The 14,507-nt window shown below is 39.4% G+C and carries 11 protein-coding genes; 5 read left to right on the top strand and 6 right to left on the bottom strand.

All coding sequences use genetic code 11. From position 1 onward, the window contains the following. The coding region (locus QP437_RS08705) for an ESPR-type extended signal peptide-containing protein (protein WP_285267579.1) at positions 1-2,711 on the bottom strand (2,711 nt) is incomplete at its 3' end. 290 nt (positions 2,712-3,001) lie between these two features. On the opposite strand from QP437_RS08705, the gene QP437_RS08710 reads away from it, so the two are divergent. Both QP437_RS08710 and QP437_RS08715 read left to right on the top strand, forming a co-directional pair. Beyond that, a complete protein-coding gene (locus tag QP437_RS08710) occupies positions 3,002-4,171 on the top strand; it encodes an EmrA/EmrK family multidrug efflux transporter periplasmic adaptor subunit (RefSeq protein ID WP_285267580.1) in 1,170 nt (389 codons plus the stop codon). Positions 4,172-4,179: 8 nt separating this feature from the next. Further along, entirely contained in the window at positions 4,180-5,706 is a 1,527-nt protein-coding gene (locus QP437_RS08715) for a DHA2 family efflux MFS transporter permease subunit (RefSeq protein WP_285267581.1), read from the top strand. Positions 5,707-5,971: 265 nt separating this feature from the next. Here QP437_RS08715 and QP437_RS08720 read toward each other — a convergent pair whose 3' ends face one another. The 5 genes from QP437_RS08720 to uvrA form a co-directional block, all read right to left on the bottom strand. Next, a complete protein-coding gene (locus QP437_RS08720; protein WP_285267582.1) occupies positions 5,972-6,613 on the bottom strand; it encodes an RloB family protein in 642 nt (213 codons plus the stop codon). 5 nt (positions 6,614-6,618) lie between these two features. Then, positions 6,619-7,935, bottom strand: coding sequence for an ATP/GTP-binding protein (locus QP437_RS08725; RefSeq protein WP_285267583.1), 1,317 nt, complete (start codon positions 7,933-7,935; stop codon positions 6,619-6,621). 335 nt (positions 7,936-8,270) lie between these two features. Continuing rightward, positions 8,271-8,849, bottom strand: coding sequence for a prolyl oligopeptidase family serine peptidase (locus QP437_RS08730; protein ID WP_285267584.1), 579 nt, complete (start codon positions 8,847-8,849; stop codon positions 8,271-8,273). 287 nt (positions 8,850-9,136) lie between these two features. Beyond that, a complete protein-coding gene (locus QP437_RS08735; protein ID WP_285267585.1) occupies positions 9,137-9,367 on the bottom strand; it encodes a hypothetical protein in 231 nt (76 codons plus the stop codon). Positions 9,368-9,481: 114 nt separating this feature from the next. Further along, positions 9,482-12,313, bottom strand: coding sequence for an excinuclease ABC subunit UvrA (gene uvrA / locus QP437_RS08740; protein WP_285267586.1), 2,832 nt, complete (start codon positions 12,311-12,313; stop codon positions 9,482-9,484). A gap of 162 nt (positions 12,314-12,475) precedes the next feature. Between uvrA and QP437_RS08745 the strand changes: the two genes are divergently transcribed. From QP437_RS08745 to QP437_RS08755, 3 genes are all read left to right on the top strand, one after another. Next, entirely contained in the window at positions 12,476-12,943 is a 468-nt protein-coding gene (locus QP437_RS08745) for a single-stranded DNA-binding protein (RefSeq protein ID WP_115180231.1), read from the top strand. Between the two features lie 297 nt (positions 12,944-13,240). Then, positions 13,241-13,831, top strand: coding sequence for a hypothetical protein (locus QP437_RS08750; RefSeq protein ID WP_285267587.1), 591 nt, complete (start codon positions 13,241-13,243; stop codon positions 13,829-13,831). A gap of 353 nt (positions 13,832-14,184) precedes the next feature. Beyond that, positions 14,185-14,475 (top strand): hypothetical protein, encoded by a 291-nt coding sequence (locus QP437_RS08755; protein WP_285267588.1) that lies wholly within the window; start codon positions 14,185-14,187, stop codon positions 14,473-14,475. Positions 14,476-14,507: the final 32 nt, after the last annotated feature.

A 14,507-nucleotide genomic window follows, 5' to 3' on the forward strand; every position in this document is an offset into this window, starting at 1 on the left:
GAAGATGCTGATGACTTCGCTGATTTATCTGCTTCTACTGCAGAGCTTGCAGAAGACTTCGCGGATTTATCTGCTTCTACTGCAGAGCTTGCAGAAGACTTCGCGGATTTATCTGCTTCGGTTGCAGAAGATGCTGATGACTTCGCTGATTTATCTGCTTCTACTGCAGAGCTTGCAGAAGACTTCGCGGATTTATCCGCTGCTGTAGCAGAGCTTGCAGCCGCTGAAGCCGCACTTTCAATTTTATCTAAGTTGTTATTAACCACTTCCGCTGCTGATGTTGCTGCTGAAGCTGCTGTAGAGGCCAAAGACACTGCATTGCTTGCACTTGAAGCTGCTGTTTTCGCTGTTTCGTTTGTTTTATCTAATTGTGAAGTTACTGCATAAAGTTGTGAACCATTGATCGCTTCTGTTGAAGTCGCGGAAATATTTCCTGCTGCAACATTGATCAATTTGCGCTCATTACCTGCTGCTCCAACGCTTACGAAACTGCCTGCGCCCGCAACTGTTCCTTTGAAGCCACTATAGGTTAAATTACCCACAGTTGCTTCAGTTACATTCGCAACAGTATGAGAACCCGTAGTGGTTGAATGGTTGCCTAAAACAACGGCATTATCTAAACCAGCCGCAACTTCAACACCATTACCAATTACTGTTGTGCCGTTTGCGCTAATTTTATTACCATGACCGATAATAGTATTGTTTGAAGTGGCATCTGCAATATTGTTAGACACACCTACAGCAATACTATTGTTGGTATTATTACCAATTAAGTTAAACACACCTAAACCTGTGCCATTGGTTGCGTTTTGACCCACCCAAGTGTGTGCACCAACAGAAGTACCATTTATAGTGCTATTATCTACACCAGAGTAGTAACCTAATGCGGTACCATTGTTTGTGTTTGGACGAACATAACTTCTTGCCCCTAAAACAGTGGCATTTAGAGAATTTTCACCTGCTGCAGAGAACTGACCAATTACAGTTGCATTTTGAGCATTTTTTTCAACCTGAGAGTTAGAACCTAATACGGTTGCATTTGTGGCATTAGTTTTCACGCTTGAGTTTCTACCAATTACTATTGCATTTGCCGCATTAGCTTGGACTGAGCTATCTGAACCAATTACTATTGCATTTGCCGCATTAGCTTGGACTGAGCTATATGAACCAATTACAACTGCATATGGAGATGCTGATGAAGCCACATGCCCCATAACAACCGAATCAGCTCCAGCAGAGGTTGTTGTTGCCTGCACACCAGCTGTAACAGAAAATGTGCCTTGTGCACCAGCATATGAACTAACTGGACCTTCATTAGTCCTTAAACTCTCAGCTGAAGGCTGTTTATCTATATCATCAACTCCATTATTTACATGGAAATAGGTAGATGATGCCTCCTTAGCTAAAGCCAATGCATTGTTTGCGGTAGTGTTTGCCGCTGTTGCTGTAGTTTGTGCACGATCTGCTGTCGTTTTAGCGGATGTTGCTGTAGTCTGAGCATTATCTGCGGTAGTTTGTGCATTATCTGCAGTCGTTTTAGCGGCTGTCGCCGTACTTGCTGTTGAATTTACGACTGTAATCACGTTGTAAAGCTGTGAACCATTAATCGCATCGGTAGAAGTTGCGCTAATTAAGCCTGCTGAAACATATTGAACCTGTCTAGCAGAGGTACTATTACCGACCGCGAGAACAGACGTTCCACTCTCTTGACCATTATTACCAACTTCATTTCCATTAATTGTAATTGAAGTTAATGAATTACGATTTCCAGTGACTGAACCTGCACCTAAAGCAACATCATTAGCATTCTTCGCATTAGCTGCATCACCGATAGCTAAGCTAGAATTTTTTAATGCCTTAGAATCTGAACCAATTGCAATAGCCTTAGCACCTGTTGCATTTGTATTCGTTCCAACTGCTACTGCATTATTTCCATTCGCAACCGAACCTGAGCCGGTTGCAACAGCACCATTTCCAGTTGCATTAGCACCCGCACCAGTTGCAATATTTCCAATTCCATTCGAAGTTACATTCGTACCAATTGCTATAGAACCAAGTCCACTTGCAGTTGTGGTATTAGCGCCTGCAGAAATAGCGATTGTACTTTGACCTGAAGCGGTTGCATTAGTCCCCAAAGCAGTTGCACTTAACCCCGAAGCATCCGCTTTATAACCTACTGCTGTAGCAGAACCAGTTAAAGCCTTAGATTCAGATCCTAATGCGGTAGCATTGTTTGCTGATGCTACTGAATAATAGCCAAAAGCTGAAGAGCCACGTCCTTGCTCTTTTGCTGTACCAGCTTTCGCCCCTTGACCTACCGCTGTACCACCATTTCCCATCGTTTTAGATTCATATCCGATTGCGACAGCATTACCACCTTTAGCAGCTGACTCAGTACCAATAGCAATATTACCCGTATGAGTAGTGCCATCCTGTCCTAGTGCATCAGCTTTTTTGCCAAAATTACCACTAATTGCAATAGAATCTGCAGAACCTAAGCCATAGCTAGGAGTATATGCAGCATTAGTTGTGCCAACCACGCCAAGCAAAGCCATCGTAACAGCAGATAATTTAAAAATTTTTCCAAATGAAGTTTTGGTTTCTACGTGAGTATTCTCACACGATGCTTTAGCTGCACCTTTCGCTAACTCAGACGTCACCACCAACGATTGTGTAGTACGATTCCAAATTACTTTAAAAATCTTATTCATGGAATATAAAGTCCTTCTTTAAAATTTAACAAAATAAATGACACGCTTGATAAGGCATACTAAGCGCAGCATAACATGCCATTTTGCCCTAGGAGCCTTATAAAGACTAGCTTAAACAGATCCGACCAGTCTCACAAATCAAGTAAAAATACTTGAAAAAACAACCGCACTTTGTACGCTAAAGTGCAGCCATTCTTGAATTAATTCTCATTCAGGGTCATAATGAACAAATATTCATATTTATAAACTGAAGCCTTGTTACTTCAGCATTTTTCGATAAGGCGCGCATTATGTCCGATCAACAAACAGATACACCAACTTCCTCAAATAATAAATCTCAACAACGTAAAAAAGGGCTTTCTATTTTTATTCTTTTGCTTCTTCTGATTTCGATCGGCTCCGCGGCTTATTGGTATTTCTTTATTAAAGGCTTTGAAGAAACGGAAGATGCCTATGTCAGCGGCAATCAGGTGATGATATCGGCACAAGTCGCGGGGAATATTTCGAAAATTAATGTCGATAATATGGATCCCGTACAAGCGGGCGATGTGTTATTAGAACTGGATGACACCAACGCCAAATTGAGTTTTGAGCAAGCAAAAAGCAATTTAGCCAATGCAGTTCGCCAAGTTTCTCAACTGAATTACACCGTAAAACAATTGAAATCTGCCGTTCGTGCGAATGAAATTACCCTTGCTCAAGCACAAGGAAACTTGAACCGTCGTGTGCAATTAGTCAAAGATGGGGCGATTGATAAAGAATCGTTCCAACACGCCAAAGAAGCTGTAGAGCTAGCAAAAGCGAACTTAACCACCTCACAAAATCAGCTTGGCGCAAATCAAGCGCTATTGTTAGACGGGCCTTTAAGTGAACAGCCGCAAATTCAAAGTGCGGTCAGTAATTTGAAGCAAGCTTGGTTGAATTTAGAACGCACGAAAATCCGCAGTCCAATTAAAGGCTATGTGGCTCGTCGTAATGCTCAAGTAGGACAAGCGGTTTCTGTTGGTGGCGCATTAATGGCGGTGGTGACTACCGATCAAATCTGGTTAGATGCCAACTTCAAAGAAACACAATTAACCCATATGCGAATTGGTCAGCCAGTTGAAATTCATTTCGACCTTTATGGCAAAGATAAAACCTTTAATGGAAAAGTCGTGGGAATTGAAATGGGTACGGGCAGTGCATTCTCATTATTACCCACTCAAAATGCGACAGGTAACTGGATCAAAGTGGTGCAGCGTGTGCCTGTGCGTATTCAATTGGATCCACAACAGCTAGCTGAAAATCCACTACGCATCGGACTTTCTGCGACTGTGAAAGTGAATGTGACCGATAGCCAAGGTGAAACCTTGCGTAACCAAGCGCCATCTACAACGCTTTATTCCACGAATGTGCTGCAATATGATGAAAGTGCGGTCAATAATTTGATCGAATCTATTATTCGCGACAATAGCTATTAGGTTCCGTTATGCCGCAATCTCATTTCAAACCGCTACAAGGCGGTGCGCTAGCGATGCTTACATTGGTGCTTTCATTAGCCACCTTTATGCTCGTGCTAGACTCCACCATCGCCAACGTAGCCATTCCAACCATTGCAGGTGATTTGGGTGCCTCGTCTAGCCAAGGCACATGGGTGATCACTTCGTTTGGGGTGGCAAATGCGATTTCGATCCCGATCACAGGCTGGCTGGCAAAACGTTTTGGTGAAGTGCGGTTATTTTTAATTGCAACGCTATTATTCGTGCTAGCCTCTTGGCTTTGTGGTATTGCAAATAGCTTGGAAATGTTGATCGTTTTCCGCGTCCTTCAAGGTGCGGTAGCCGGCCCAATCATCCCCCTTTCTCAAAGCTTATTATTAAATAACTATCCGCCTGAAAAACGCGGAATGGCATTGGCTTTTTGGTCAATGACGATCGTCGTCGCCCCGATTTGTGGCCCGATTTTAGGTGGTTGGATCAGCGATAATATTCACTGGGGTTGGATTTTCTTTATCAACGTTCCGATTGGGCTTGCCGTTGTCTTAATCAGTTGGAAAATTTTAGAAGGGCGAGAAAGTAGAATTTCTCATCAACCAGTTAATACTATTGGGCTGATTTTGTTAGCACTCGGTGTAGGTGCGTTGCAATTAATGCTGGATCAAGGTCGCGAGCTAGATTGGTTCAACTCCACTGAAATTGTGGTACTTACCATTATCGCGGCGGTAGGTTTAATCGCCCTCATCATTTGGGAACTCACGGACGATAATCCAGTTGTGGATGTCTCCTTATTCAAATCCCGAAATTTCACCGTAGGTTGTGTTTCGACTAGCCTTGCTTTCTTGGTATATTCAGGGACGGTCGTGCTTATCCCGCTTCTGCTTCAACAGGTTTACAACTATACAGCAACATGGGCGGGACTTGCGGCAGCTCCAGTAGGATTATTGCCGATTCTACTTGCACCGATTATAGGGAAATTCGGCAATAAAATTGATATGCGTATTTTAATCACCGTCAGTTTTATGGTTTATGCGCTCACCTTTTATTGGCGAGCCGTGACCTTTGAGCCAGAAATGACCTTTATGGATGTAGCGTTACCACAATTTGTGCAAGGCTTAGCCGTTGCTTGCTTCTTTATGCCACTGACAACCATCACGCTTTCTGGTTTACCGCCCGAAAAAATGGCTTCGGCGTCGAGTTTATTTAATTTTCTCCGAACCCTTGCCGGCTCAATAGGCACATCACTTACTACTTTTATTTGGTATAACCGCGAAGCCGTGCATCACACGCAACTCACAGAAGTCATTAATCCATATAATCCGATTTCCCAACAATTCTTCCAAACTATGGGGAGTTTTGGTTTAAGTGAAGAACAAACGGAATCCTATCTTGCCAGACAAATCACCGCTCAAGGCTTTATTATTGGTGCCAATGAAATCTTCTTAGTTTCTGCGATAACGTTCATTTCCTTGGTCGTTCTCATTTGGTTTGCTAAACCACCGTTCAGTAGCAAACATTAAAAACACCCGAAAAAATAACCGCACTTTTCTATTTGAAACGACAAGAATTTGTTATTTGGTAAGTCTGAAAAGCTAGGATATTTTGTAAAATGTCATTTCTACAATACCTAAAACATGAACAGGAAATCATACTTTTTTATACATGAAGAAAGCAAGAACGACTAAACTACCAAATTCTAGATTTATTTACCTTTGGTGAAATTGAAAGTAACATAGCATTAAAAATCTTCTATAATTTAAAGAACCTCTTAAAACAGTGATTACTTTACTTCTTGATATTTCGTAGAAAATCTACTAACTCATGAACTCTAGTTGATGGATTAAGCTCTTCGCTACTCTTTGCATCTTTCAATGCATTTTGAGCATTAATTAAGGCTTTATCTACATATGTATTTAACTTGGAATAAGGATTTTTAATATTTTTCTCATATTCTTCGCAAAACACTTTTCTCCATTCTGATTTTAGAGTATGAACACAATTATCTCCAGGGCTCCTATTATTCGTACGGAGAATAGGAGCTCTAGAGTAATTGAAATGGCAAATATACCAATACTCAAAACTTGGATAAGAAACAATAAGGTTAATTTTATGATCTTTTGCTAGTTGTAGCGCATCATCAAAATTTTTATGCTCATCTCTGTCAATAATACAATAAATATTATCAAAGGGTAGATACATCTTCTGCTCCTTATCTTTTTCTATAGCTGTTCTCACAACAGATACAGGATCTGAACCAGATCCTGAATATACTGCTATATTTACAGAAGACAATCTTTCAATCTTGATTAAGTCTTTAAAATAGTTTATCTCCGTTTTTTCTCCTTCACAAACAATTAAAATTACCTCATAAGGTGATTTTTTAGAATCCTGCCTATATAAACTACGATTAGATTTGCGTTTTGACATTGATCTTACTCCCCCCAGAAATGTTCAGGCAAAAGAAAATCCTGCAAAACAGGTTTAGCCCCATATCTACCATTCAGATAATATTCCTCAATATCTTCTCGACTAATGTGGGGTTTAAAGTCGGTTAGCGGATATAAGCTTGTCACTCTATCCGAATCTTTTTCGCAAAACCAAATTTGATCTCTACGTAATAAATCTTTTCTTAATACAGAGGTTTCATGAGTGGTAAAAATAAGCTGAGCATTTTTTCTATTCAATTTGGAATTAAATAATTTTACTAAGAATCTAACAAGATCTGGATGCAGACTCTTATTTAATTCATCAATAATCAAGGTATCGCCATTGTTCAATACCGCAAGAATTAGTCCTGCAAATTCAAATAATTTTTGGGTTCCATCTGATTCCTTTCTTAAATTAATTTTCTTTTCATTACCTAGATTATCTTTATAAATAAAAAAAGTTTCTAGATTGGATATAATATCTCTTTCTATACCATCTAAAATATCCTTTCTAATTTCATCAGGAAGATCTATTGGAAAATTATCAAAATCAATCTTTGGTTTCTTGAAAGAAATATCATCAATTTCAATCCCTGCTGCTCGTAATAAAGATAATAAAATTAATTTATCATTTTTAGATTTTTTACATATTTCTTTTGACATCTTATCACTAATTCGATCCGTGCGAACAATTGGCATTCTAGCGGTCAGTGATTCATAAATAGGTTTCATTTGTTCACTATTTAAATGAACAGCACTAGATAAAAAAAGCTGATCACTTCTTGTTTGTTTTTTCCAGCTTTCTTTTTCCCCTTTCAAAGAAGGAGAAAATTTCCAATCATACTCCGATTTTTCTGAATTATATTCACGATGAAACCAATTTTGTTCTCGACCTTTTGGATAAACACTTAGCCATTCTTCGTAGATCTTTGTTTTATCTGCAACAAACCCATAATCAACACGGGTAGGCTGAAGTTTATTCCCATCATTAGCAAATTCAACAACGAAAGAAATATCATAAATTGTAGGTTCCCTTTCAGCTAACGCATCAAACATAAAAGCTTCAGTTGTCATATTTCTTTTCGGATTTTTCTTAAACGAATTAGTGACAATATCTACCATTGAACTCAGTGCTTTGATTATATTTGATTTACCAGAAGCATTTGCACCATAAATTACGGCCGACTTTAATAGTGCTGGAGTACCAGGAGCTTTACTCTCAAAGAAATTGGTTTCCATTTCGGATCCAGAAGCTCGAACAAGCGAAAGAGATTGCTCTTTTTTAATTGAACGGTAATTTTCAACCGAAAATTGAATTAACATAACAGCCCCACTTAAAGCCAAAATTTAGGATTTTTTTACTCAATATAGCTTTAAGATTAACATTTCAATTAAAATCTGTCTATTCTTTTACATATAAAATTCACTATGAAACTACTATAGCGTTCTCAGTCTACATCTGTATCTGTATGAAAACCCACTAGACGACCTATTCAGCACTCCTATATCCTAAACAATAAAATCTGTTTTCAGGAATACGGTCTCTCCTATCATAAAATAAGGAGAAAAGTCGTATACGAATGTAATTATATCTCTATTAATTGATGAGATAGCTCAACTTTATGATACGATTCAAATAAATAACTGCTATTTTTTTCTTAAACTCCTTGCTGTCCCAACCATTCAAAAATGGAATTTTGTCCTGATGTTAATTGGTTGCCGTAAAGAGGTAAAAAGATACAATGTGGATCGATAACTTTTCCCTCTATGACAACCTTTCCATAAAGCGTAAACATTGCTTGTGTAGATTTTTCATTGTAGATTTGTTCGAGCAGATTAAGGCTATTTTCAATCGGTACGACTTCATCTAAGGCACTATGAATAAGCCATATTTTTTTATTCTTTAAATGATGTAATTTTTCTAGAGCAGGGAGTTTCGCTGGACAAGCAATTAAAGCCGCAGTAAATAAATCGGGTGCATCAGAAAAAAGCCGTAATCCTTGATACCCTCCCATTGAACCACCCACGATATAAATGCGTTTTGGATCAATATCTTGATGCTTAATCAAAGTATCTTGGATTAAAGCTAATAAATCAGAGGTGTAATCTCGTTCACCATAATAATATTGACCATTTAATAGAAATTTATCTACCCAGAAACTAGGACATTGAGGAGCAAGAATATAAGGATAATCCAGCATATCTTGGTGTAATTGGTTTGCGAAAGTCACCGCCATATATTGCTCTGATTATTTCCTCCTTCACCTGCACCGTGCAAACAAATAATTAATGGATGTAATTGAAAATAAGCCTTAGGTTGGTAGAAACTACAAGTGAGATCTTGATAAGTAAAATGAGTGAAACCTTGGGTATCAAGGCAAAGAATCGGCAGAATATGACATTGCGATACTGAAATATGAAGCGATTGATCAAATTCAATTTTTAGCTGTAATTCCGACCGCACTTGAGTAAATCGCTCAATATCAAAATATAACAATTTGGTGGCGAGACAATGTGCATCTGGTTAAATCAATAAGATAAAATTGCTCTCATTATTTTGATGGCAAGCATTTAAATCGAGTTTTACCCATTCATTTTGAGTATTTAAACTCTTCACCCAAACAGAAACTTGAGATAATGAAAACACCGAGATGGGCTGCGAAAAAGACAGCTCAATATGAGAAATCTGAGCACCTAAGACATTCACTTTTGCAATAGGTTGGCATTGGCAACTAACTGGGTGAGAACATTCCATATTATCCCCCTTTGTTTATATGCTGAAGATAATATCAATCTGTTCATTAACCTTCAATGGTCTCGTTAAAAAATAACCGCACTTTGATGATGTTCAAAAGTGCGGTCGTTTTTTCTAGCCTTTTGCTAAGATGTCTTTTAGGAATCTCGCGGTGTGCGAACCTTTGACTTTGGCGACCTCTTCTGGGGTGCCTGTCGCGATGATTTGACCACCGCCACTGCCCCCTTCTGGACCAAGATCCACAATCCAGTCTGCGGTTTTGATCACATCTAAGTTGTGTTCGATCACCACGATAGTATTGCCTTGATCGCGTAAGCGATGTAACACTTCGAGAAGTTGTTTAATATCAGCAAAATGCAAGCCGGTTGTCGGTTCATCCAAAATATAAAGGGTTTTACCGGTATCGCGTTTTGAAAGCTCCGTTGCTAACTTAACGCGTTGTGCCTCACCACCTGAAAGCGTGGTAGAAGACTGACCTAAACGAATGTAAGATAAGCCTACATCCATTAGGGTTTGCAATTTACGAGCAATCATTGGGATGGCATCAAAAAACTCGCGAGCTTCTTCCACCGTCATATCTAACACTTGGTGAATAGTTTTACCTTTGTATCGGATCTCTAAGGTTTCACGGTTATAGCGTTTGCCTTTACATTGATCACAAGGTACATACACATCCGGCAAGAAGTGCATTTCTACTTTTAGCACGCCATCACCTTGGCATGCTTCACAACGACCACCGCGTACGTTAAAGCTAAAGCGTCCTGGATTATAACCACGCGCACGCGCCTCTGGTACGCCCGCAAATAATTCACGAATTGGGGTAAATAACCCCGTGTAAGTCGCTGGGTTAGAACGCGGTGTACGGCCTATTGGACTTTGGTTAATATCGATCACTTTGTCAAAATATTCCAAGCCTTCAATGGATTTATAAGGCGCAAAACTTGTTTTCTCTGCACGATTTAAAGCATTTTGAGCCAATGGGAATAACGTATCATTAATTAGCGTTGATTTGCCTGAACCTGACACCCCTGTGATACAAGTAAATAAGCCCACTGGAATTTCTAAATTCACGCCTTTCAGATTGTTCCCTGTCGCACCTTTTAATTTTAAAAGTTTGCTTTTATCAAGTGCGGTTCGTTTTTTCGGAATTTCGATTTTTTCTTCACCCGATAAGAACTTACCCGTAATCGAATTTGGGTTCGCCATGATTTCTTTGGCGGTACCTTGCGCAATCACTTGGCCACCGTGTACACCTGCTCCAGGACCAATATCAATAATATGATCGGCTTCTCGAATAGCATCTTCATCATGTTCCACCACAATTACGGTGTTGCCCAAATTACGCAGATGAATCAGCGTATTTAACAGACGTTCATTATCACGTTGATGCAAACCAATAGAAGGTTCATCCAACACATACATGACGCCTACTAAGCCCGCACCAATCTGACTCGCAAGACGAATACGTTGCGCTTCACCACCTGAAAGGGTTTCTGCAGAACGGGAAAGGGAAAGATAATTCAAGCCCACATTCACTAAGAATTCTAATCGCTCTCTGATCTCTTTCAGGATTTTTTCCGCAATTTGTGCTTTTTGACCGGTTAAGGTAAGCCCTTGGAAAAACTCAAGGCTTTCACCAATGCTTTTCTCTGAAATTTGCGGCAAGTTAATGCTGCCGATATACACGTTTCGAGCTTCAGGGCGAAGACGTGAACCACCACAATCTGCACAAGGACGGTTACTGATATTTTTCGCCAATTCTTCGCGCACAGACATGGATTCCGTTTCTTTATAACGGCGTGCCATATTATTCAAAATCCCTTCAAAAGGATGTTTACGAATCACCACATCGCCACGGTCGTTCATATATTGGAATTCAATTTCTTCCTTGCCCGAGCCGTGCATCACAATATCTTTAATTTTTTGTGGCAAATCTTCGTATGGCGTTTCAATATCAAATTTATAATGTTTCGCCAACGAAGTAAGCATTTGGTAATAATAGAAATTGCGACGATCCCAACCTTTCACCGCACCGCCTGCGAGGGAAATGCTTTCATTTTGCACCACTCGGCTTTCATCAAAGAACTGCTGAACACCTAAGCCATCACAAGTCGGACACGCCCCTGCCGGGTTATTAAATGAGAATAAACGAGGCTCTAATTCCGGTACAGAATAGCCACAATGCGGACAAGCAAAGTTCGCCGAGAAAACCAATTCTTCAGCTTTAGGATTATCCATATCTGCCACAACCGCTGTACCTCCCGAAAGCTCTAAAGCTGTCTCAAAGGATTCGGCTAAACGTGTAGCTAAATCTGACCGCACTTTAAAGCGATCCACCACCACTTCAATGGTATGTTTTTTCTGTAAAGCAAGTTCTGGTGGATCAGATAAATCACAAATCTCACCATCAATTCTTGCGCGAATATAACCTTGTGCCGCTAAACTATCTAACAGCTTAACGTGCTCACCTTTACGGTTTTTCACTACGGGCGCTAGCAACATCATTTTGCTTTCTTCAGGCAAGCTTAAAACTTTATCCACCATTTGGCTGATGGTTTGTGCCGTTAATGGCACATCATGATCAGGACAACGCGGCTCCCCTACGCGAGCAAACAGCAAACGCAGATAATCGTAAATTTCGGTGATAGTGCCCACGGTTGAACGCGGGTTATGAGAAGTAGATTTTTGCTCAATAGAAATCGCTGGTGATAATCCATCAATCGAATCCACATCAGGTTTTTCCATCAAAGAAAGGAATTGACGCGCATAAGCAGAAAGCGATTCCACATAACGGCGCTGCCCTTCCGCATAAAGCGTATCAAATGCTAAAGAAGATTTGCCCGAACCAGACAAGCCTGTAATCACAATTAATTTATCGCGCGGAATGGTTAAATTGATGTTTTTGAGGTTGTGGGTTCTAGCCCCACGAATGTCGATAGTATCCATAAAAAAAGCGATTGCCTTAAGAAAATAAATTCAAAAATTGCGACCATTATCGCATATTTCAATATCTGTGCAAATATCCAGTTAATTTTTATGGATCTTTTGTTTCATTTAAGGCAAAATAGCCAAAATTTTTCACCTTATTTCTAAAATATAGAGGATTCTATGGCAGGTATTAATAAAGTAATCATCGTGGGTAATTTAGGTAATGATCCTGAAATCCGCACGATGCCAAATGGCGAAGCAGTAGCAAATATTAGCGTGGCAACAAGTGAAAGCTGGACAGATAAAAACACAGGCGAACGCCGTGAAGTGACCGAATGGCACCGTATCGTGTTATATCGTCGTTTAGCGGAAATTGCGGGACAATACTTACGCAAAGGTTCACAAGTTTATGTTGAAGGTCGTTTAAAAACCCGTAAATGGCAAGATAACAATGGTCAAGATCGTTACACCACTGAAATCCAAGGTGATAACTTACAAATGTTAGGTGGTCGTAATCAAGAGATGGGCGGTTATGCACCTGCACAACCAGCACCACAGCCAAGCTATCAATCTCGTCCAGCACAATCTGCGCCAGCGCCACAAGCTGAGCCACCAATGGACGCATTTGATGACAACATTCCATTCTAAATTGTATTGATACAAGATTATCTATACGAAGAGAGGCCTTTCATTGAAAGGTCTCTTTTTATCTCTCATTTTGACATCAATTATTCGTATGCCTTATCTCGATCAAGCACTAAAACGCAATAAATATTCAATTTATTGCACCGCATCCGAATCTAATATATCTTTATTTGAATACTGGAAAATAGTATAGATATCAAGGAGAACATTTCTTAGATGGGCAACATCACTCGAATCAGGAAAAAGAAAACGATGTATCTTTGCTTTATTTCCTTTGAACATCTTTAGGAGTAAGAATATATGGGAAATTTTAAACAAATCCTTTCGAAATTATCTGTTATTTTTTTATTGTTCTATTCGCAAAATATATTTTCCATGACACAAACCGAAATCCAATTGGAAAAAGCCTATTTAGCAGAAATGATTGATATTGCATCTGAAATTATGGAGAAAAAACAATCTGTTGATCCTGATTTATTGCAATATAAACGTAGGAATATCAACGTTCTTACTCATACAAACATGAAAAACGGTTATACAAGCTACACTTTGGAAAAATCAAAAGTTCATTTGGTTGTACCTAAAGAGTTAAAACAGAATACGAAACTTAATCTCTATTGGGATGAAAGCAAAGGTTCAATCAATATCCTATTTGACAAAGATGAATTGACAAAATACTTTCATCTGAATCTTAAAAAAAGTGAGGAAAAATCAGAAACATTGAGAAGAGTTTTTGATGAAACCACATATTTTTTCACATCCTATGAATTTTCTATCGATAAATACCCTAACGTTACCGTTGAGTTTCGTCTCTACCATTCACCCGGTACGACATTCAGATTGGACTACCCGACTGAATTTACGCGGATTTTGATTTATAGAAAAATGTAACAAACGATGTTTCCTTATACCGTTTCTAACTTGGACGACATTGTTCCACCACCGACCGCACTTTAGAAGAAAAAAACGCAGTGGTAAGCTTTAAAGCGAAATTAGAGAAATAGATCACTATCACTGAATAAGAATTCAGTAATCACATGATGACTTGCTGGTACACCAAATGTATAATAGATAGAGTTCACTCTAATTATTTTTATAAATATAAAAGGTAAACTATGAAAAAAATAATCGCATTATTATTTGTAGGCTTATCTTCATTTCTGACTGCGTGTAGCAGTCATTTAGATACGAGTAGCTTGCCGATTGAAGTCTATAATCATACATCCAAAGCTATTAACTTTAATATGACAAATGCTACTGAAAAAGACTGGAAAGGCTGGGAACTAGGCTATGGAGGCGAGCTTAAATCAGTAGCTGCGTTTAGTTCAGATACTGGCGCTGGAGGCTTATGGCGTCTTCCTCGAACTGGGCTGGTATGCTTATCAAATGAAGCTCATCGGCACAGGCAACACCCCGCAGCCGAAACGCTCCGCGTGGGCGGAACTGTTCCGCCTGCTGAAAAACATCCGCCAACACCGCCTGCGTTCCGAACGGGCGTAAAAAGTGCGGTGGAATTTTTGCAATTTTTCGCTTAAATTCCATCGCTTGCAGCTACAAAAGTGCGGTC

It is taken from the genome of Haemophilus sp. UMB1048 (assembly GCF_030218125.1).
In the GTDB taxonomy this organism is placed as follows: domain Bacteria; phylum Pseudomonadota; class Gammaproteobacteria; order Enterobacterales; family Pasteurellaceae; genus Haemophilus_D.